General features: G+C 66.1%; 21 protein-coding genes. 11 read left to right on the forward strand and 10 right to left on the reverse strand.

Annotation, left to right across the window (positions count from 1 at the left end):
- Positions 1 to 13 precede the first annotated feature (13 nt).
- Positions 14 to 1336, forward strand: a complete 1323-nt coding sequence (locus tag VGV07_RS06325) for a dihydroorotase (protein ID WP_326867843.1) — start codon at positions 14 to 16, stop codon at positions 1334 to 1336.
- 230 nt (positions 1337 to 1566) lie between these two features.
- Here VGV07_RS06325 and VGV07_RS06330 read toward each other — a convergent pair whose 3' ends face one another.
- The 3 genes from VGV07_RS06330 to VGV07_RS06340 all read right to left on the reverse strand — a co-directional run bounded on the left by VGV07_RS06330 (position 1567) and on the right by VGV07_RS06340 (position 2767).
- Entirely contained in the window at positions 1567 to 1848 is a 282-nt protein-coding gene (locus VGV07_RS06330) for a hypothetical protein (RefSeq protein ID WP_291309962.1), read from the reverse strand.
- A 110-nt stretch (positions 1849 to 1958) separates the two neighbouring features.
- A complete protein-coding gene (locus tag VGV07_RS06335; protein WP_326867844.1) occupies positions 1959 to 2330 on the reverse strand; it encodes a TIGR02301 family protein in 372 nt (123 codons plus the stop codon).
- Between the two features lie 32 nt (positions 2331 to 2362).
- The gene (locus tag VGV07_RS06340; RefSeq protein WP_326867845.1) at positions 2363 to 2767 is read right to left on the reverse strand and encodes an NUDIX domain-containing protein; all 405 of its coding nucleotides are present in this window, start codon (positions 2765 to 2767) and stop codon (positions 2363 to 2365) included.
- 69 nt (positions 2768 to 2836) lie between these two features.
- Here VGV07_RS06340 and VGV07_RS06345 point away from each other — a divergent pair, with 69 nt between their 5' ends.
- Positions 2837 to 3589 carry an SOS response-associated peptidase gene (locus VGV07_RS06345; protein ID WP_326867846.1) on the forward strand — a complete coding sequence of 251 codons (753 nt, stop codon included), beginning with the start codon at positions 2837 to 2839 and terminating at the stop codon, positions 3587 to 3589.
- On the opposite strand, the gene VGV07_RS06350 is transcribed toward VGV07_RS06345, so the two are convergent.
- Complete coding sequence (locus VGV07_RS06350) at positions 3586 to 4143, reverse strand: hemerythrin domain-containing protein (RefSeq protein ID WP_326867847.1); 558 nt, start codon at positions 4141 to 4143, stop codon at positions 3586 to 3588. The two genes, VGV07_RS06345 and VGV07_RS06350, sit on opposite strands and share 4 nt — an antisense overlap.
- Before the next feature lie 254 nt (positions 4144 to 4397).
- Positions 4398 to 5813 (reverse strand): FAD-binding oxidoreductase, encoded by a 1416-nt coding sequence (locus tag VGV07_RS06355; protein WP_326867848.1) that lies wholly within the window; start codon positions 5811 to 5813, stop codon positions 4398 to 4400.
- Between the two features lie 109 nt (positions 5814 to 5922).
- On the opposite strand from VGV07_RS06355, the gene VGV07_RS06360 reads away from it, so the two are divergent.
- The 7 genes from VGV07_RS06360 (at position 5923) to VGV07_RS06390 (ending at position 11789) form a co-directional block, all read left to right on the forward strand.
- Positions 5923 to 6726 (forward strand): enoyl-ACP reductase FabI, encoded by an 804-nt coding sequence (locus VGV07_RS06360; RefSeq protein ID WP_326867849.1) that lies wholly within the window; start codon positions 5923 to 5925, stop codon positions 6724 to 6726.
- 50 nt (positions 6727 to 6776) lie between these two features.
- A complete protein-coding gene (locus VGV07_RS06365) occupies positions 6777 to 7406 on the forward strand; it encodes a histidine phosphatase family protein (RefSeq protein WP_326867850.1) in 630 nt (209 codons plus the stop codon).
- Positions 7407 to 7416: 10 nt separating this feature from the next.
- Entirely contained in the window at positions 7417 to 8163 is a 747-nt protein-coding gene (locus VGV07_RS06370) for a hypothetical protein (RefSeq protein WP_326867851.1), read from the forward strand.
- 8 nt (positions 8164 to 8171) lie between these two features.
- Positions 8172 to 8681: a GNAT family N-acetyltransferase gene (locus VGV07_RS06375; protein ID WP_326867852.1), complete on the forward strand. Its 510-nt coding sequence runs from the start codon at positions 8172 to 8174 to the stop codon at positions 8679 to 8681.
- A gap of 73 nt (positions 8682 to 8754) precedes the next feature.
- A complete protein-coding gene (gene aroC / locus VGV07_RS06380) occupies positions 8755 to 9861 on the forward strand; it encodes a chorismate synthase (RefSeq protein WP_326867853.1) in 1107 nt (368 codons plus the stop codon).
- Between the two features lie 405 nt (positions 9862 to 10266).
- A complete protein-coding gene (locus tag VGV07_RS06385) occupies positions 10267 to 10875 on the forward strand; it encodes a hypothetical protein (protein WP_326867854.1) in 609 nt (202 codons plus the stop codon).
- 83 nt (positions 10876 to 10958) lie between these two features.
- On the forward strand, positions 10959 to 11789 hold the full coding sequence (locus VGV07_RS06390) for a sterol desaturase family protein (RefSeq protein WP_326867855.1): 831 nt from the start codon (positions 10959 to 10961) through the stop codon (positions 11787 to 11789).
- On the opposite strand, the gene VGV07_RS06395 is transcribed toward VGV07_RS06390, so the two are convergent.
- From VGV07_RS06395 to VGV07_RS06410, 4 genes are all read right to left on the reverse strand, one after another.
- Positions 11776 to 12519 carry a TlyA family RNA methyltransferase gene (locus tag VGV07_RS06395; protein ID WP_326867856.1) on the reverse strand — a complete coding sequence of 248 codons (744 nt, stop codon included), beginning with the start codon at positions 12517 to 12519 and terminating at the stop codon, positions 11776 to 11778. The genes VGV07_RS06390 and VGV07_RS06395 overlap by 14 nt on opposite strands.
- Complete coding sequence (locus VGV07_RS06400) at positions 12516 to 13118, reverse strand: SCO family protein (RefSeq protein WP_326867857.1); 603 nt, start codon at positions 13116 to 13118, stop codon at positions 12516 to 12518. The genes VGV07_RS06395 and VGV07_RS06400 overlap by 4 nt, the downstream gene beginning before the upstream one ends.
- Positions 13119 to 13209: 91 nt before the next feature.
- The gene (locus VGV07_RS06405; RefSeq protein WP_291309933.1) at positions 13210 to 13464 is read right to left on the reverse strand and encodes an exodeoxyribonuclease VII small subunit; all 255 of its coding nucleotides are present in this window, start codon (positions 13462 to 13464) and stop codon (positions 13210 to 13212) included.
- 26 nt (positions 13465 to 13490) lie between these two features.
- Positions 13491 to 14420 carry a histone deacetylase family protein gene (locus VGV07_RS06410; protein WP_326867858.1) on the reverse strand — a complete coding sequence of 310 codons (930 nt, stop codon included), beginning with the start codon at positions 14418 to 14420 and terminating at the stop codon, positions 13491 to 13493.
- A 67-nt stretch (positions 14421 to 14487) separates the two neighbouring features.
- On the opposite strand from VGV07_RS06410, the gene VGV07_RS06415 reads away from it, so the two are divergent.
- Together VGV07_RS06415 and VGV07_RS06420 are read left to right on the forward strand one after the other, a co-directional pair.
- The gene (locus VGV07_RS06415; RefSeq protein WP_326867859.1) at positions 14488 to 15423 is read left to right on the forward strand and encodes an L-threonylcarbamoyladenylate synthase; all 936 of its coding nucleotides are present in this window, start codon (positions 14488 to 14490) and stop codon (positions 15421 to 15423) included.
- A gap of 68 nt (positions 15424 to 15491) precedes the next feature.
- Positions 15492 to 16865 (forward strand): HD-GYP domain-containing protein, encoded by a 1374-nt coding sequence (locus VGV07_RS06420; RefSeq protein ID WP_326867860.1) that lies wholly within the window; start codon positions 15492 to 15494, stop codon positions 16863 to 16865.
- Here the strand turns inward: VGV07_RS06420 and VGV07_RS06425 are convergent.
- On the reverse strand, positions 16862 to 17818 hold the full coding sequence (locus VGV07_RS06425) for a J domain-containing protein (protein WP_326867861.1): 957 nt from the start codon (positions 17816 to 17818) through the stop codon (positions 16862 to 16864). The two genes, VGV07_RS06420 and VGV07_RS06425, sit on opposite strands and share 4 nt — an antisense overlap.
- Positions 17819 to 17918: the final 100 nt, after the last annotated feature.

A 17918-nucleotide genomic window follows, 5' to 3' on the forward strand; every position in this document is an offset into this window, starting at 1 on the left:
GCGGACTTGAGACATGGCGCAGTACGAGACGATCTTCAAGAACGGCACGGTGGTGAACCACGATGGTGTGCACCAGACCGACATTGCAGTGAACGACGGACGGATCGTCGCGCTCGGCAACCTCGGCACGGCGTCGGCAGGCGAGATCGTCGACTGTGCCGGCCTCCATGTCCTGCCCGGCGTCATCGACACCCAGGTGCATTTCCGCGAGCCGGGGCTGACCCACAAGGAAGATCTGGAGTCAGGCTCGCTCTCGGCGGTGATGGGGGGCGTCACCGGGGTGTTCGAGATGCCAAACACCAACCCGCTGACCACGACGCGCGAGACCTTCGAGGAAAAGATCCGCCTCGGCACCCGCCGCATGCATTGCGATTTCGCTTTCTATATCGGCGGCACGCACGACAACGTGGGGCAACTGCCCGAGCTCGAGCGCCTGCCCGGTTGCGCCGGGGTGAAGGTGTTCATGGGCTCCTCTACCGGCTCGCTGCTGGTGCCGGACGACGATGGCGTCGAGGCGATCCTCAGCGCCATCTCCCGCCGCGCTGCCTTCCACTCCGAGGACGAATATCGGCTCGAGGAGCGTAAACCCTTGCGCGTCCCGGGTGATCCCGGCTCGCACCCGGTGTGGCGCGACCCCGAAGCGGCGATGCTTTCGACCCGGCGGCTGGTGGCCCTGGCGCGAAAGACCGGCAAGCGCGTCCACATCCTCCACATTTCGACCGCCGAGGAGATGGTGTTTCTGGCCGCGCACAAGGACGTGGCGAGCGTCGAAGTGACGCCGCACCACCTGACGCTCGACGAGACGGCCTACACCCGGCTCGGCACCTATGCGCAGATGAACCCGCCGGTGCGCGACAAGGCGCATCGCGAGGGCATCTGGGCCGGGGTTCAGAACGGCGTCGCCGACGTGCTCGGCTCCGATCACGCCCCGCACACGCGCGAGGAAAAGGATCATCCCTACCCGCAGTCGCATTCCGGCATGACCGGGGTGCAGACGCTGGTGCCGATCATGCTCGACCACATCAATGCCGGGCGGATGAGCCTCGAGCGCTTCGTCGATATGTCGAGCCACGGGCCGAACCGGCTGTTCGGCATCGCCAACAAGGGCCGCATTGCCGTGGGCTACGACGCCGACCTGACGGTGGTGGATATGAAGCGGCGCGAGACCATCACCAACGCCTGGGTGAAGAGCCGCGCCGGCTGGACGCCCTATGATGGCGTGACCGTCACCGGCTGGCCGGTGGGAACGATCGTACGCGGTAACACCGTGATGTGGCAGGGCGAGCTGGTGACGCCAAGCGTTGGCCAGCCGATGCGGTTTCTGGAAGCGCTTTAGGGGACACTCCTACCGTCGTCTTCTCCGCGCGGAGCCACAGGTCGAGCCTCACTCACCGCGTGTCATCCCTGCGAAAGCAGGGACCCAACTCGCCACAGCGCACGTGGATGAATGGGTCCCAGCTTTCGCTGGGATGACATCGAGTTTGATGAACGCGCGGAGCGTCGCTCGAGTCCCGGCGCTGCACCGTACGGTGGCCAACGGGACCGTAGTCAGAGGGCGTGCGAACGCTACTGCAGTGAGCGGCTGAGGCTGTATTCGCCGGCCTGGATGCGGTCGGGCAGGGTGGCGATCAGTTCGGCGATCGCCGTCTCTCCATGGTGTTCGACCAGCGAGGTGATCGCCGCGAACAGCGAGGCATGCGCCAGCGCCTCAGTGGCGATGCCGTCATCCTCGGCCGTGTTCCAGGCCTCGGCAATATACTCGAGCGCCACCTGGCGCTCTTCGCGCTCCGCCTCGGCGAGTCGCTCGATGCTGCCGTTGTCACCCTTGAGGGTCTTGGAAAGTTTCATGCTATCGGCCCTAGCACGAGCCGACCGATGGCGCGCCCCATCCGTCTCCAAAAGGTTAATATGCACTCTGCAATTATTGTTAACCGGCAAGGACAAAGCCTGTCGCAGGCCTACTCGGCGTAGCGCGAGTGGATGTCGCGGGCGGTTTTTTCCGCTTCGACCAGCAGCCGTGACATCGCCTGCTCGGCCGACACCGTGCACACCCGGTAGAGCCGCGCATAGGCCTCGTAGCCGGAGTTGAATGCGCCGCTGAGCCGCTGCCGGCGGTCGTCGTCGGGTTCATCGAGCGCGATCAGGTCGGCCATCTCGCTGCGCCAGTCGGAGCGGGCGTCGGGTTTGCACAGCGGATTGAGGAAATACAGGCTCCCGAGGATCTCGGATAGCCGCTCCATTTCGGCCTGGTAGGGCGGATCGATGGCGCGTGCCGGAGCCACCGCCAGCAACAGGACAACGACAGCAATGCGAAGCGGGCGAAGGCGCATGGCTTGACCTTTATGTGAAACGCCCAAATGCCTCAACTGCGATCGAAGACCCGGAAGGCGCCCGCCACCACCTCGCCGAGGTCCGGCGTGGTGTACATGCCGCCGATCTCGTCGAGCCGCACCCAGCGCCAGGCGCTGACTTCGTCCGAAGCGCCGATCTCGCCCTCGAACGCTTCGGTGGCATAGACCTGCAATACGAACTTGCCCTCGCCGAGCAACATCCGTCGGATCGGGTGCAGCCGCCAGACCCGGAGGCCCACCTCTTCCATGATCTCGCGCTCGGCCGTCTGCTCGGGTGTTTCGCCCGGCTCGAGCCGCCCGCCCGGCAGGCTCCACATGCCGAAATATGGCTTCCTGGCGCGCTGGATCAACAGCACCTTGTCGCGATCGATCAGGGCGACGCTGGCGGCATTGGGAGGCTGTCTGAGTTCGGGCATAAACCGATGATTGTGGTTTGTCCTCGCCGCGGCAAGTGCCTAACTAGGGGGTGAAGAGAGGCCTCGACTATGTGCGGACGCTACGCCACCACCCTGCCGCCGGAAATGCTGGTCGAGCTGTTCAACCTGCTCAACCAGATCGAGTTTCCGCCACGCTACAACATCACCCCGACCCAGCCGATCGCGGTGGTCTGGGAGCAGTCGGGGCGCCGTACCATCCAGCTGGTGCGCTGGGGGTTCGTGCCGAACTGGGTGAAGGATCCGCGCGAGTTCTCGCTCCTGATCAACGCCCGGGCCGAGACCATGGCGGAAAAGCCCTCGTTCCGCGACGCGGTGCGCCATTCGCGCTGCATCGTGCCGGCCTCGGGTTACTACGAGTGGATGAAGGGGCCGGATGGCAAGCGCCAGCCCTACTACATCACCATGGCTGACGACTCGCCGATGATCTTTGCCGGGCTCTACTCGAACTGGTCGGGGCCGCAGGGCGAGGAGGTGGATACCGCTTGCATCGTCACGGTAGAGCCCAATCTTGGGATCAGCTCGGTCCATGACCGGATGCCGGCCATGCTCACCGGCGATGCCGTCGACATGTGGCTCAACACCCGCGATTTCGACGTCAAGGCAGCAACCCAGCTGGCCTTGCCGCTGCCGCCGGGCTCGCTGAAATACCACCCGGTGAGCAAGGCGGTCGGCCGGGCCGACGCCGATGGGCCGGAGCTGATCCGCCCGATCAGCCCCGAACAGGCGGAAGCCGAAGCCGCAGCGGTCGCAAAGCCGAAGAAAGTCGCCGCCGGCGGTGGCGGGCAGCTCGACCTGTTCTAGAACAGCTCGAAATAGCCCAGTGCGTCGCCGATCGCCTCTTCCTCGTAGCCGAGATGGCTGAGCAGCACCCGCTCGAGCGCCCGATAGATTTCGAGCGTGTCGGCGAAGCGGCTCGGACCCGGGTCGGCGGCGAGTTCGCCAAGCCTATCGATCAGCCGCACCAGCAGCTCGTGCACCACCACGTGCTCGGCGCGCAACCGGTCGGCGATTGCCTTGAAGACGGCGCCCTGCGCGGCGATTGCAGGGAATATCGCCTCGTCTTCGATCGAATGATGGACATTGACGATGTTGCAGTGCTGGCCGCAGAGGTTGCCGAAGCGCCGGTAGTTGGCGACCATGGCGAGGCTCGCGGCCTCGTCGGTCGCGGCCTTGGCGCCGATCTCACCCGAGGCAGCACGATCGATCAGTACCGCCAGGGTCTTCATGTTGTCGCGCAGGTGATCGTGCACCTCCTTGAGGTGCAGTCCGGGCGCGCGTTGCGCCTCGGTCAGGCCTTCGAGCCTGATCGGCGCGGGCCGGGTGGCGTCGTCGAGAAATCCGATATCGAGCAGCATGGCCGTGAGATGGGACGACCAGGTCGACCCGTCAACAGGGTACCTCGGGGTGACCGAGGGTTTCACGGACGAACTGCACCATCCGCGATGTCACCTCCGGGAGCGCGCGCAAGGTCAGGGGTAGTGCCCCACGCACCGGGTCATTCCCGCGAAAGCGGGAACCTCTGTTTTTCTTGCCTGCCGCACGATCGCAAACGGAGGTCCCCGCTTTCGCGGGGATGACACCGAGTTCGGGGAACCTGCAGAGCAACGCTCTAAAGCACCTTACCTGGGTTGAGAATGCCGTTGGGGTCGAGCGCCGCCTTGATCGCCTGCATCATCTCGAGCGCCACCGGGTCCTTCACCTGCCGCAGCAGCCCAGCCTTCAGTTGGCCGATGCCGTGCTCGGCCGATACCGACCCGCCGAGCCGGCGCACCACCTCGTAGACCGCCGCATTGGCGTCGGCCTCGCGCGCCATGAACGACTTGGGATCGGCGCCGGCGGGCTGGCTGAAGTTGAAATGGATATTGCCGTCGCCCATGTGCCCGAACGGGCAGGGCCTGACGCCGGGGATGGCCCGCTCGACCGCGGCGCTGCCCTCGGCGATCAGCTGCGGCACCGCGCCGATCGGCACCGAAACATCGTGCTTGATCGAGGCGCCTTCCTTCGATTGCACCTCGCTCATCTGCTCGCGCGCCGCCCACATCAGGGTGCGATCGGCCTCCGATTCGGCCACCACGGCATCGGCGACGAGACCGCTGGCCAGCACGTCCTCGAGTGCTGCCTGCAGCGCCCCGGGCGCGCCGCCCTTCATCCGGTTGACTTCGGCGAGCACATACCAGGGCGACAGACTTGCGGTGGGGTCGCGCGGCAACAGCCCATATTCGAGCTGCAGGTCGATGCCGAACCGGTTCATCAGCTCGAACGCCGTGAGCCGCGAGCCGGCGCGCTCGCGCAGCAGGTAGAACAGTTCGAGCGCCACGCCGGGGTCGGCGACGTTGATCAGCGCCGTCTCCTGCGCCTCGGGGACCGGAAACAGCTTCAGCGTCGCCGCGGTGATGAACCCCAGGGTGCCCTCGGCCCCGACCAGCAGGTCCTTGAGGTCGTAGCCGGTATTGTCCTTCTTCAGCGCATTGAGGCCGTTATAGAGCCGGCCATCGGCCAGCACCGCCTCGACTCCCAGCGTCAACTCGCGCGCATTGCCATAGGCCAGCACCTGCACCCCGCCGGCGTTGGAGCTGAGCACGCCACCGATCCGGGCCGAGCCCTGCGACGCCAGCCAGAGCGGGAAAATCGCCCCGGCGGCTTCCGCCACCTTATGCGCTTCTTCGAGGATCAGCCCGGCTTCCACCGTCATGTGCCCGGCCGCGGCATTCACCTCCCGCACCCGGTTGATGCGGGAAAGGTTGACGATCACCTCGTTGCCGCTGAGCGGCACCTGGCCGCCGACGAGGCCGGTATTGCCGCTCTGCGGAATCAGCGGCACCCGATGCTGGTTGGCCCAGCGGCAGATCGCCTGCAGCGCCGCGACGCTCCCCGGCAGCGCCACCGCTACCGCCGGCGCATGGAAGCGCTTGCGCGGCTCGCTGAGATAGCTCGTCATCTCCCGGATATCGGTGAGCAGCGCGCCGCCTTCGCCGACCAGCGGCTTCAGGGCGCGGACGATGTCTTTGGGCGTGAGCGTGGTCATGGCGGGGGAAGATAATCCCGGACAGGGTTGGCGCAAGGGCGAACTTGCCCGCTACCGGTCGCTATGCGACAAGCGGCGCCAACGAGACATTCCATCTGGGAGCACGACGATGGCGCAGGGTCTGATGGCCGGCAAGAAGGGCCTGATCATGGGCGTGGCGAACAACCGCTCGATCGCCTGGGGCATCGCCAAGGCCCTCGCCGACCAGGGAGCAGAAATCGCTTTCTCCTACCAGGGCGAAGCACTGAAGAAGCGCGTCGAGCCGCTGGCCGCCGAGATCGGCGTCACCACGCTCGTCGAATGCGACGTGTCGAACGACGCCGCGATGGACGAGACCTTCCGCGTGCTCAAGGACAAGTGGGGGACGATGGATTTCCTCGTCCACGCCATCGGCTTTTCCAACAAGGAAGAGCTCGAGGGCCGCTATATCAACACCAGCGCTGAGAACTTCGCGCTGACCATGAACATCTCGGTCTACTCGTTCACCGCCGTCGCCAAGCGCGCCGAAGCCATGCTGAACCCCGGCGGCTCGCTGCTGACGCTGACCTACTACGGCGCCGAAAAATACGTGCCGAACTACAACGTCATGGGCGTCGCCAAGGCGGCCCTCGAAGCGTCGGTCCGCTATCTGGCGCATGACCTCGGCCCGCAGAACATTCGCGTCAACGCCATCTCGGCCGGCGCCATCAAGACGCTGGCGGCCTCCGGCATTTCGGGGCTGCGGACCATGCTGCATTTCCAGGAGAAGGCGGCGCCGCTGAAGCGCAACGTCACCCAGGAAGAAGTCGGCTCGGCCGCGCTGTACCTGCTCAGCGATCTTGCCTCCGGCGTCACCGGCCAGGTGCAGTATGTCGATTGCGGCTTCAACATCATCGGCATGCATGTCGACGATGAAGCCGAAGCCACTGCCTGATCAATCCCGGGGCTGCCGCAAGGCGGCCCCAACTGTTTCCGAGCGTTCTGATGTCTATTATCTGGCCTGAACTCTACTTCATTCGCCACGGCGAAACCGACTGGAACGCCGAAGGACGCTATCAGGGCTCCAAGGACATCCCGCTCAACGATATCGGTCGCGGCCAGGCCGATCTCAACGGCAAGCTCTTGGTGCAGATTCTCGATCGGGCAGGTCGCAGCCCGGCCGATTTCACCTGGCACGCCTCGCCGCTCGGCCGCACGCGCGAAACCATGGACCGGGTGCGCGCGGGCTTCAGTGTGCCGCTACCGGATGTGGCCTACGATCAGCGGCTGGTCGAGGTGTCGTTCGGAATCTACGAGGGCCGGCTTCATACCGAGCTCAGTTCCGGCGAGATGGCGATTGCCGGCGAGCGCGATGCCAGTTTCTGGGATTTCCGCCCGCCCTCGGGCGAGAGCTATGAGGATGTGGCGCAGCGCATCCGGAGCTTTGCCGCCGACACGCTCAAGGGGCCGGCGATCGTCGTCGCGCATGGCGGCATCCTCAGGATTCTCCGCCGCCTGATCGAGGATTTTCCGGCCGAGCGTGCGGTTAACTGGTTTCCGCCGCAGGATTCGGTGGTGCACTTCATCGACGGCAAGAGCGTCGTCTATCCGGCCGGTCACAGCTGGGACGATTGAGAGGCGGCGGATGTCGACGGCCCTCGCCACCATCATCCACGATACCGAAGGCCGGCTGGCCGAGCCGATCCGCGATGCCGCACCGGCGCTGCGGCGAATGTTCTCGGAGTTTGCGGCCAGCCTGACGGAGGCGACTGATCCGCAGGTCGCCACCGCGCTGACAGAGGCGCTCGGCGCCCGCGTCTCCAGGCATCCTACCGGCGAGGCAATCATTGGCCTCGCACGGCGCAACGCGGTGGCGCTGGCGCTCGAAGGCGATGCGGCGCGGGTGCTCTATTCCGACATGGACCACGTACTGCGCTGGATCGATGCCGACCCCGCCGAGATGCTGGCCGTGCTGTCGTCGGAGCCGGAGGCGCAACTCCTCATCATCGGCCGCACTGCCGAGGCGATGGCGGCAGTGCCACGGCGGCTGCGCGACACCGAGGCCCCGGTCAATCGCGCCTATGAGCTGCTGACCGGTCGCGCCGCCGACCTGCTGTTTGCCGTGCGTCGCATCGATAGAGCGACGGCCCGCGACATCGTCGCCCATAGCCGCGTCGACAGCATCGCCAACGATGTCGAGTGGCCGCTATTGGCCGAGCAGTTGGGTCGTCGCGTCGGTTATGCCCAAGCGCATGGCCTCAAGTACCGCACCATCGATGAGTACGGCGCTGCAGCCGACAGCTACGACCACGATCCGCTGCAATGGATTCGGCGTCTCGAGATGGCCGGCGACATGGCGCGGGCGATGCGACCCTACCTGAAGTCGTCGTGAGGGTGGGTGTGAACGAGATCTCGATCCGCCCGTGGCAGCGGACCGATTCGGCGGCTGAGCTGACCGAACTGCTGCACCGCGCTTACGCGCGATTGGCGGGCATGGGCCTGCGCTTCTGGGCGACGCACCAGAGTGCCGAGGCGACCGAGAAGCGGATCGCCGAAGGCGAATGCTTCGTCGCCGTCGCCGATGGGGTGATTTGCGGCACCATCGTGTTCCGCGCCGCCGCCGCCACCAAGGGCAGCCCCTGGTACGATCGTCCGGAAGTCGCTTCGTTCGCCCAGTTCGCGGTCGAACCGGGCCTGCAGAGCAATGGCCTCGGCCGCCGCCTGATCGCGCATGTCGAAGCGCATGCCGCGGCTTCCGGCGCCCGCGAACTGGCGCTCGACACGGCTGAGCCGGCTCTGCATCTCGTCGAGTGGTACACCCGGCTCGGCTACCGGTTCATCGAGCATGCGCAGTGGCAGCACACCAACTATCGCAGCGTTGTCCTCAGCAAGACGCTCGATATCCGTTGAGCGGCTGCAGCGAACCGCCGATTGACCTTCATCGGGCAGCTTCCTAGAAGTCCTCCCACGCTGAGGACTTCCAATGTCGTTCAATACCTTCGGTCACCTGTTCCGTTTCACCACCTGGGGCGAAAGCCACGGGCCGGCGCTGGGGGTGGTGGTGGATGGCTGCCCGCCTGGGCTGCCGATCTCGGCCGAGGCGATCCAGCGCGATCTCGATCGCCGCAAGCCCGGCCAGTCGCGCTTCACCACGCAGCGGCGCGAGGACGATGAGGTGCGCATCCTCTCCGGTGCCTTCGAAGACGAGCGCGACGGACAGCTGAAGACCACCGGCACGCCGATCTCGCTCATGATCGAGAACACCGACCAGCGCTCGAAAGACTATTCCGAGATCAAGGACAAGTACCGTCCCGGGCACGCCGATTTCACCTATCACCAGAAATACGGCATCCGCGACTACAAGGGCTCTGGCCGCGCTTCGGCCCGCGAAACCGCCGCGCGCGTCGCTGCCGGCGCGGTGGCTCGGCTGGTGATCCCCAATGTCACGGTTCGCGCCAGCCTCGTCCAGATTGGCCCGCACAAGATCGATTACGCGCGCTTCGACTGGGCCGAGGTGGACAACAACCCGTTCTTCTGCGCCGATCCGGTGGCCGCCAAAGAGTGGGAAGCCTACCTCGATGGTATCCGCAAGGCCGGCAACTCGGTCGGTGCGGTGGTCGAGGTGGTGGCCGAGGGTGTGCCGCCCGGCTGGGGCGCCCCGATCTATGGCAAGCTCAGCGCCGACCTCGCCTCGGCGATGATGTCGATCAATGCCGTCAAGGCCGTCGAAATCGGCGCCGGCTTCGAAGCAGCCGAACTCACCGGCACCGAGAACGCCGACGAAATGCGGGCGGGCAATGCCGGGCCGTATTTCACCTCGAACAAGGCCGGCGGCATCCTGGGCGGCATCTCCAACGGTGATCCGATCGTCTGCCGCTTTGCGGTGAAGCCGACCTCCTCGATCATCACCCCGCGCCAGACCGTGACCACGCATAACGAGAACACCGAGGTCATCACCAAGGGCCGGCACGACCCTTGCGTCGGCATTCGCGCCGTGCCGATCGGTGAGGCGATGATGGCGGTGGTCCTGGCCGACCACTTCTTGCGTCATCGCGGCCAGACCGGGCGCGAGGGCGGCATCGGCTACTGAGCCCGCCTGGACCGCTTGCGCGGCCCTCGGACACCCAAGGTGAGCGCACCCACCGGGTCAGTCCCGCGAAAGCGGGAACCTCCGTAGACTGAGTTCGCGGCAGGCCCAGACAACCGAGGTCCCCGTTTTCGCGGGGGGCTGACATCGAGTATGGGGCAGCCAGCGAACGAGTTCGATCGCGCGACAATCCCTGGCCCGTCGGGGCTCGCTGGCACACACCCGCGGGGTGACGCTTAGAATCGAGAAAATTGTCGCCGCGGACCACGCGCTAGTGCGCATTGACCGTTGCGGCGGCAAGGCGCTTGCTGTGGGCGTCGGCCGTAAGTCATTGCTCTCGCTGGTGTATTTCTAAGGGTAAGCGCGAGACGACTAAGCGGTCGCACTGAGACAGCTGAGGGTCGTCCCATGTTCGATTCCTGCCGCGCTTACGTCATGGCCGCCAATCTCCGCGATAGTCTGGCGCTGGAAACCGCAGCGCATCACCTGGGATTCGGCGACGTGGTATGCGGCCTCGGCAGCACCGCGGCCACTGGTCGTCCCGGTGCGGCGATCACTTACTTCTTCCTCGATTATCGCATGCGTGACGAGGAATTGGTCGACACCATTGCCGCCATCCGCGAGGAGCGGACCTCACGGCTTTGTTTCTCGCCGGTCATCCTGTTTACCGCTGACTGGACCGCCGAAACAGTTGTGCGTTACGTCCGCTTCGGCTTCGACGACGTCATCAGCCTGCCGGCACGGCGCGACGACCTGGCCGAACGATTGGCCGGTCAGCTCCATGGCGAGCAGCTTTACATCGAGACCAAGGACTATTTCGGTCCCGATCGGCGTCGGTTGGACCGGGGGGCCGAGTTGCGGGTCGGCATCTCGCCGCACACCAGGCTGGTGTTCGAGCGCGATCCGCGCCGCGGCATCAAGGTGCTGGATCGCGAGGTGCGCGGCCACCGCTTCAAGGCGCGGCCGGCACCGCACACGCACTTCATGGCTAAGCTCTTCGGCCAGCACGCCTCCTAGCCGCAACGCCCTCTCCGGAACGGTTAACAGATCGACAAGCACCCGCGAGCTAGAGTGCCCGGACCTGGCATTGGAGGGGGCCGATGGATTGGCTTGGCGATGTGATCGGCCGCGGCGGTTCGGCGCTGTGGGACGGCGCCGTGGCGCTGATCGTGCCGGCGCTGTTCTTCGCCATCCTGGCAATACTGGTGAAGAAGGGTGAGGCCCTGGCCGCGTTTCGCCGCGCCGCCAGCGAGGTTCGCATCAACCTGGGGCTCTATCTGTTCGACACGCTGATGATGCTGCCGATCCTCAGCCTGGTCACCGGAGCGGTCTATGTGGCGATGCAAAGTGCCGGGTTGATCCTCGTGCCGTCGGCGTTCTGGGCAGCACTGGGCCCATATCCGACGCTGTTCATTGTGGTGTTTGCCGGCGACTTCATCGGCTACTGGCGCCATCGCCTCGAGCACACCAACCTGCTTTGGCCGAGCCATGCGGTGCACCACAGCGACACCGAAATGAGCTGGTCCACGCTGTTGCGCTTTCATCCGATAAATCGGCTGACCACCACGCTCATCGACTCGACCTTACTCCTGGCGCTGGGGTTTCCGGCCTGGGCGGCCGTCGCCAACGGGTTGGTGCGGCACTACTATGGCTATTTCATCCATGCCGATCTGCCCTGGACCTATGGTCCGCTCGGCAAGATCTTTGTCTCCCCGGCGATGCATCGCTGGCACCACGCCAAGGAATACAAGTACGCGGGCACCAATTTTGCCACGGTGTTCTCGGCGATCGACCGGGCCTTTGGCACCTTCTCGCTGCCCGGCCCCTGCAATGTGCCGCTTGGCCTCGAAGCTGACATGGGGCGCGGCATACGCGGACAGCTGACCTATCCGTTCCGTCGCTGGTTCGACGCCGCGTTCAAGCGCGGCTGAGCCGGAACACCGCTACCGTCTCGTGGTTGCCGTCGCCGCCGGCAATCGGCGAAGCGACGGAAACGAGGTGCGTCCAGCCGCGCGCGCCGAGGAACGCCACCACCCTGGCGATCGAGCCGGCGATTGCGACCTCGTCAGTAACGATGCCGCCCTTGCCGACATTGTCGCGGCCCACCTCGAACTGCGGCTTGATGAGGATAACCGCCTCGGCATGCGGGGCGCACAGCGATAGCGGCACCTCCAGCACTTTCAGCACCGAGACGAAGCTGATGTCACACACCAGCAGCGTGATCGGATCGGCGATCAGTTCGGCGTCGAGATCGCGACCGTTGACCCCCTCGAGCGAGACTACCCTGGGCTCGGCCCTGATCCGCTCGTGCAACTGCTCGTGACCGACATCGACGGCGTAGACCCGCCTGGCGCCGCGCTCCAGCAGCACCTGGGTGAAGCCGCCGGTCGACGCACCGAGATCGAGGCAGGCCCGCCCGGCAGGATCGATGGCGCCCGCCTCGAGGCCGGCCACCAGCTTCAGTGCGGCGCGCGAGACATAGCCAGCGGCCGGGTCGTCGAGGGCGATATCGTCGTCCGGTCCGACCTGCTGGTTGGGCTTGCTGGCCGTGGCGCCATTGACCTTCACCGTACCACGCAGGATTGCATCACGCGCCCGGGCCCGGCTGGGGAGGAGGCCACGTGCCTCCAGCGCCTGGTCGAGCCGGATGCGGTCGCTCACGAGGCGATGAGCTTCTTGATCTTGGCGACGGCATTCTCGGTCGGCTCACCATAGGCGATGGTGCCTTCGAAATTGCCGTCCTTGTTGATCAGGAACACCGAGGCCGTGTGGTTGACGAGGTAAAAGCCATCGGCGCCGGGTTCGGTCGTCTCCGAGGCCGCCCCGAACGAGGCCTTCACCGCGCTGGTCTGCTCGTCCGTGCCGACGAGGCCGATCGTGCCGGGGAACGGGCTCAGGTAGTTGGCCAGCACGTCCTTGGTGTCGCGCTTGGGATCGACCGTCACGAAGATGGTGCGCAACTGCTCGGGAGTGAGGCCGAGCTGCTCCCTCCAGGTCACCGATTCCGCCAGCGTGGTCGGGCAGACGTCCGGGCAGTTGGTGTAGCCGAAGAAGACGAGGCTCGGGGTGCCTTTGAGGCTCGCCTGGGTAAACTCGCCGCCCAGCGTCGAGCCCATGCTGAAGGGCTTGCCGGTCACCCCCAACGGCGCCGAAGGCGGGCGGAAGATGAACAGCGCCGTGGCGCCGAGCGCGGCCACGATTACCAGCGTCCAGAGGATGATGCGGAAGCGCGCCAGCGCCGGTGAGGTTGTGTCGGCCATTATGTCCTGCCCAGCTGTGTAGGCGCCTTATAGCGCCCGCTGATACAGTGTGGCGCGCGTCATTGTCGCGCACTCACCGAGGCGTGAAAGCTTATTGCGGGTCGAGCGGCTCGGTGCCGGTGGGCTGGCCGTTGCGCAGTGTGATCTTTTCGATCCGCATCTCGGCCTGCTTCAGCAGCGCCTCGCAATGCGCCTTCAGCGCCTCGCCGCGTTCATAGATGGCGATCGACTCGGCCAGCGGCGCCTGGCCGCTCTCGAGCTTGCCGACAATGCCCTCGAGCTCGCGCAAAGCCGCCTCGAAGCTCATCAGCTTGATGTCGTCGGCGGGAGCGGGGGAATCGGCCATGTCAGTTCCTTCGATGAGACCTGTTGCTAGCTTGCAGCCATCAACATTTCAACATGCGCGGCGGCGCCGGTGGCGAGCCCGTGCCGGTCGTAGCCGCCCTCGAGCATCGAAACCAGCCGTCCATCACACACCCGCCCGGCGACTTCGGTGAGCCGCTCGGTGACCCAGGCAAAATCCTCCGGGTGCCAGTTGAGCCCGGCCAGCGGGTCGCGGTAGTCAGCATCGAAGCCGGCCGAGACCAGCAGGAAATCCGGCTGGAATGCCTCGAGCTCCGGCAGGATCCGGTCACTATAGGCTGCCCGCATCTCTGCGCCGCCACTGCCGGCTGCAAGCGCCGCGTTGCAGATATTGCCGACCCCGGTGAAGCTCGGCGAGCCGGTGCCGGGGTAGAGCGGCATCTGGTGGCTCGAGGCGTAGAACACCGTCGGGTCGTCCTTGAAGATATCCTCGGTGCCGTTGCCGTGATGCACGTCGAAATCGACGATCGCCACCCGCTCGGCCCCGAACTTGCGCTGCGCCTCGCGCGCCACCACGGCAATCGAGTTGATCAGGCAGAACCCCATTGGCCGGTCGATCTCTGCATGATGTCCCGGCGGCCGCACCGCGCAGAAGGCGTTGCGCACCTCGCCCAGCGCCACCGCCTCGAGCGCCGCGAGCCCGCCGCCGAGCGCGGTCGCCGCCGCTTCCAGCGAGCGCGATGAGATAAACGTGTCCTCGTCGATCTGGCCAATCCCTTCGGCCGGGCGGGCCCGGGTCAGGATGCCAAGATAGTTGGCGTCGTGCACCAGCTCGGCGAGGCTCAGGTCGCCGGAGGGCGCCTCGCGACGGATGAGCCGGGCGAAGCGGTCGGCGCTCAGTGCCTCCTCCACCGCCCGGATGCGGTCGGGCCGTTCGGGGTGCCCGGTCGGGGTGGCGTGACTTTCGAAATTGGGCTGGGAGACGAGGAGAGTGGCCATGGGCTCGGGAACTGTCGCTGCCCCAATAGCTTGACGTTGTGCTCGCGAGCTTGTCAAACCTCGCGCCATGGCCAATGCCGTTCATTCCCCCTCCGATCTGCCTCAGCTCGCGGTGCGACTGCGTGCGGGCGAGCTCGTCGCCTTCCCCACCGAGACCGTCTATGGGCTGGGCGCCGACGCGACCAACTCCGACGCCGTGTTGAAAATCTACGAGACCAAGGGCCGGCCACGCTTCAATCCGCTGATCGTCCATGTCGCCGATCTCGCCATGGCGGAGCGCTTTGTCAGCTTCAGCCCGATGGCCCGGAAGCTGGCGGCGTTCTGGCCCGGCCCGCTCACCCTGGTGCTGCCGAAGCGCCCGGACGCCGGGCTCTCCGACCTGGTCACATCAGGGCTCGACACGGTCGGCATCCGCATCCCGAACCATCCGCTGGCGCTCGAGCTGATCCGCGCTGCCGGCCGGCCGCTGGCCGCACCCTCGGCCAACCGCTCGGGCAAACTGTCGCCGACTACCGCCGCGCAGGTCGAGCGCTCATTCGGCGGCCTCGTGCCGGTACTTGACGGTGGCGCCTCAGAGGCCGGGGTAGAGTCGACCATTCTGGCGGTGGAGGGCGACGTGGTGACGCAGCTGCGCGCCGGCGCCCTGCCGCGCGACGAGATCGAGGCCGCCATCGGCCAGCCGGTAACGGTAGCCAAACACGATGCGGCAATTGCTGCACCCGGCATGCTGGCGAGCCACTATGCGCCCAACGCCGCCTTGCGCCTCGATGCCGAGCGGGCAGAGGCGGGAGAGGCCTGGCTCGGCTTCGGACCCGGCCCTCAGGGCGCCAACCTGTCGCTGAGCGGCGACCTGCGCGAGGCCGCTCGCAACCTGTTCGCCATGCTGCACCAGCTCGACGAGGGCGCTACGCGCATTGCCGTGGCGCCGATCCCGCGCAAGGGGCTCGGCGAAGCGATCAACGATCGGCTGAAACGGGCCGCGGCGCCACGGCCGCAATCGTGATCGAGCCTTGGGCAAGTAAGGTTATCATACCAACTAAGTGTTAATGCCTATCTGGGCGGAATGTCGCCATGCGCCGCGATCCCGCCCCAACATCCGTCCGTACCCAGCTCGGTCTTGCCGAGTTGGTAAGTGCGTTGAGCCACGCGCTCGACATCACGGAAGGCCAACCGGTGGGGCATGGCGTACGCTGCTGCTGGATCGGCATGCAACTGGGCGAGGCGCTCGGCTTCGACCAGGCGACGCTCGGCGATCTCTACTATGCGCTGTTGCTCAAGGACGTCGGCTGCAGTTCGAACGCGGCGCGCATCTGTCAGCTCTACCTGGCTGACGACCTGAGCTTCAAGCACGGCTTCAAACAGCTGGACTCGGCGCTGCCGGAGATCCTGCGCTTCGTCTTCGCCCATACCGGCCTCAAGGCCGGACTTGCTGCGCGCTTTCGTTCGATCGTCCACATCGCCATGCATGGGGGCGAGATTGCGCGTGAGTTGATCGAAACCCGCTGCACGCGTGGCGCCGAGATCGCCCGGCAGATGCGCTTCTCCGAGGCAGTGGCCAGTGCGATCCTCGACCTCGACGAACACTGGAACGGCAACGGCAAGCCCGTCGGGCGGATCGGCGGCGCGATCTCGCCGCTCGCCCGGATCGCGCTGCTGGCGCAGGTGGTCGACGTGTTCTTTATGAGCTCGGGGCCCGAGGCGGCGCTTCGCGAGGTGGAACGCCGGACCGGTGCCTGGTTCGATCCGGTCTGCGCCGCGGCGTTTCTGGAAATCGCCCGTGACCCACAGTTCTGGACCACGCTGGCGGCTCCCGACCTCGAAGAATGGGTGATCGCGCTCGAGCCGCAGAAGCGCTCGATCGAAGTCGATGACGACTATCTCGATGACATCGCTGCCGCGTTCGCCAAGGTGGTGGATGCCAAGAGTCCATACACCAGTGGTCACAGCGACCGGGTGGCGCTGTTCGCCGATCTCATCGCCGAACAGTTTGGTTTCTCCGACGAACGTCGACGCTGGCTGAAGCGGGCGGCGCTACTGCACGATATCGGCAAGCTGGGAGTGTCGAACCAGATCCTCGACAAGCCGGGCAAGCCAGACGCCGACGAGTGGGAGGCGATCCGTCGCCACCCGGCGCTCGGCGAAACCATCCTCGGACGGATCAGCGCGTTCGCCGAACTGGCACGCGTCGCCGGCGCCCACCATGAGAGGCTCGACGGCAAGGGCTATCCGCGCGGGCTCGACGCTGCCTCGATCGACCTCGAGACGCGCATCGTCACCACAGCCGACGTGTTCGATGCGCTGACCGCCGAACGCCCCTATCGTGCCGCCATGCCGGTATCCAGGGCCTTCGCCATCATGGATGCCGACATCGGCACGGCGATCGACCCTGTCTGCCTCGCCGCCCTCAAGCGCGCCATGCTGGAAGTCGCGGCAGTCGCAGCCTAGTTGTCCCGCACCTTGTAGGGCTTCTGGTCGCGCCAGAAGCGCATCAGGCTTTCGAGGTCGGGGTCGCCCTGTTCGGGCAGCACCACCCGGAGCGTGGCGTAGAGATCGCCGGCGCCATGCAGGCCTTTGCCCTTCAGCCGCAGCGCTTTGGCAGTGTTGACCGAGGCCGGCAGGTTCAGTTCGGCCGACCCATCGAGCGTGGGAACGCGGACCTTGCCACCCAGCACCGCCTCGTAGAGCGTGATCGGCACATCGACCCGCAGGTCCGCTCCGTCGCGACGGAACTGCTTGTGGCGCTCGAACTTCACCGTGACGATCGCATCGCCCGGCGCGCCGCCATAGGGCGAGGGGTGACCCTGGCCCTTGAGCCGGATCTGCTGGCCTTCCTCGACCTTCTCGGGCAGCTTCACGTTCAGCACCTTGCCGGTCGGCATGCGCAGCGGCACACTGCCGGCAGTGTGTGCTTCCTCGAGCGTTACCGTCACGGTGGCGTTGATGTCTTCGCCGCCCATGCCCGTGGTGCGGCCGCCCTGGAACCCGCCGCTCGAGGCACCGGTGAACGGATCCCAGCTCTGGCTGCCGCCGGCGCCGCGGCTCGGTCCGCGCTGCTGCCCGCCAAAGCCCGACATGAACTCCTTGAGGATATCCTCGGCCGAAAAGCCGCCTGCACCGGTCCCGGCGCCCGGACGCGCACCGCCGCCGGGGCCGCGGCTGAAGCCGGCGAAGCGAGGATTGCCGTCGGCATCGATTTCGCCGCGGTCGTAGCTTGCACGCTTTTCCTTGTCGGACAGGAAGTCATAGGCCGACGAGACCTCGGCGAACTTCGCGTGGGCCTTCGGGTCGTCCTGGTTCTGGTCGGGGTGATGCGCCTTGGCGAGCTTGCGGTAGGCGGACTTGAGGTCTTTTTCGGTAACGGACCTCGGCACCCCGAGCACGGTATACGGGTCGCGCATGGGTTCCTTCAATTCGGGGCGGGTTGGGATTTGCTTTCGCGGCCCGCGCCATCCTATATGGCCATGCGCTCCGGGCTTGTCCAGACTGGCGCGTCACGAG

The sequence above is a fragment of the Devosia sp. genome, assembly GCF_035944845.1.
GTDB lineage: Bacteria > Pseudomonadota > Alphaproteobacteria > Rhizobiales > Devosiaceae > Devosia_A.

Coding starts and splice junctions, on each gene's coding strand:
- VGV07_RS06345 (WP_326867846.1), top strand. CDS start 2,837: ATGTGCGGACGCTACGCCACCACCCTGCCGCCGGAAATGCTGGTCGAG.
- VGV07_RS06410 (WP_326867858.1), bottom strand. CDS start 14,420: ATGGCCACTCTCCTCGTCTCCCAGCCCAATTTCGAAAGTCACGCCACC.
- VGV07_RS06415 (WP_326867859.1), top strand. CDS start 14,488: ATGGCCAATGCCGTTCATTCCCCCTCCGATCTGCCTCAGCTCGCGGTG.
- VGV07_RS06355 (WP_326867848.1), bottom strand. CDS start 5,813: ATGACCACGCTCACGCCCAAAGACATCGTCCGCGCCCTGAAGCCGCTG.
- VGV07_RS06390 (WP_326867855.1), top strand. CDS start 10,959: ATGGATTGGCTTGGCGATGTGATCGGCCGCGGCGGTTCGGCGCTGTGG.
- VGV07_RS06420 (WP_326867860.1), top strand. CDS start 15,492: ATGCGCCGCGATCCCGCCCCAACATCCGTCCGTACCCAGCTCGGTCTT.
- VGV07_RS06330 (WP_291309962.1), bottom strand. CDS start 1,848: ATGAAACTTTCCAAGACCCTCAAGGGTGACAACGGCAGCATCGAGCGA.
- VGV07_RS06350 (WP_326867847.1), bottom strand. CDS start 4,143: ATGCTGCTCGATATCGGATTTCTCGACGACGCCACCCGGCCCGCGCCG.
- VGV07_RS06325 (WP_326867843.1), top strand. CDS start 14: ATGGCGCAGTACGAGACGATCTTCAAGAACGGCACGGTGGTGAACCAC.
- VGV07_RS06360 (WP_326867849.1), top strand. CDS start 5,923: ATGGCGCAGGGTCTGATGGCCGGCAAGAAGGGCCTGATCATGGGCGTG.
- VGV07_RS06400 (WP_326867857.1), bottom strand. CDS start 13,118: ATGGCCGACACAACCTCACCGGCGCTGGCGCGCTTCCGCATCATCCTC.
- VGV07_RS06385 (WP_326867854.1), top strand. CDS start 10,267: ATGTTCGATTCCTGCCGCGCTTACGTCATGGCCGCCAATCTCCGCGAT.
- VGV07_RS06405 (WP_291309933.1), bottom strand. CDS start 13,464: ATGGCCGATTCCCCCGCTCCCGCCGACGACATCAAGCTGATGAGCTTC.
- VGV07_RS06425 (WP_326867861.1), bottom strand. CDS start 17,818: ATGCGCGACCCGTATACCGTGCTCGGGGTGCCGAGGTCCGTTACCGAA.
- VGV07_RS06335 (WP_326867844.1), bottom strand. CDS start 2,330: ATGCGCCTTCGCCCGCTTCGCATTGCTGTCGTTGTCCTGTTGCTGGCG.
- VGV07_RS06365 (WP_326867850.1), top strand. CDS start 6,777: ATGTCTATTATCTGGCCTGAACTCTACTTCATTCGCCACGGCGAAACC.
- VGV07_RS06370 (WP_326867851.1), top strand. CDS start 7,417: ATGTCGACGGCCCTCGCCACCATCATCCACGATACCGAAGGCCGGCTG.
- VGV07_RS06340 (WP_326867845.1), bottom strand. CDS start 2,767: ATGCCCGAACTCAGACAGCCTCCCAATGCCGCCAGCGTCGCCCTGATC.
- aroC (WP_326867853.1), top strand. CDS start 8,755: ATGTCGTTCAATACCTTCGGTCACCTGTTCCGTTTCACCACCTGGGGC.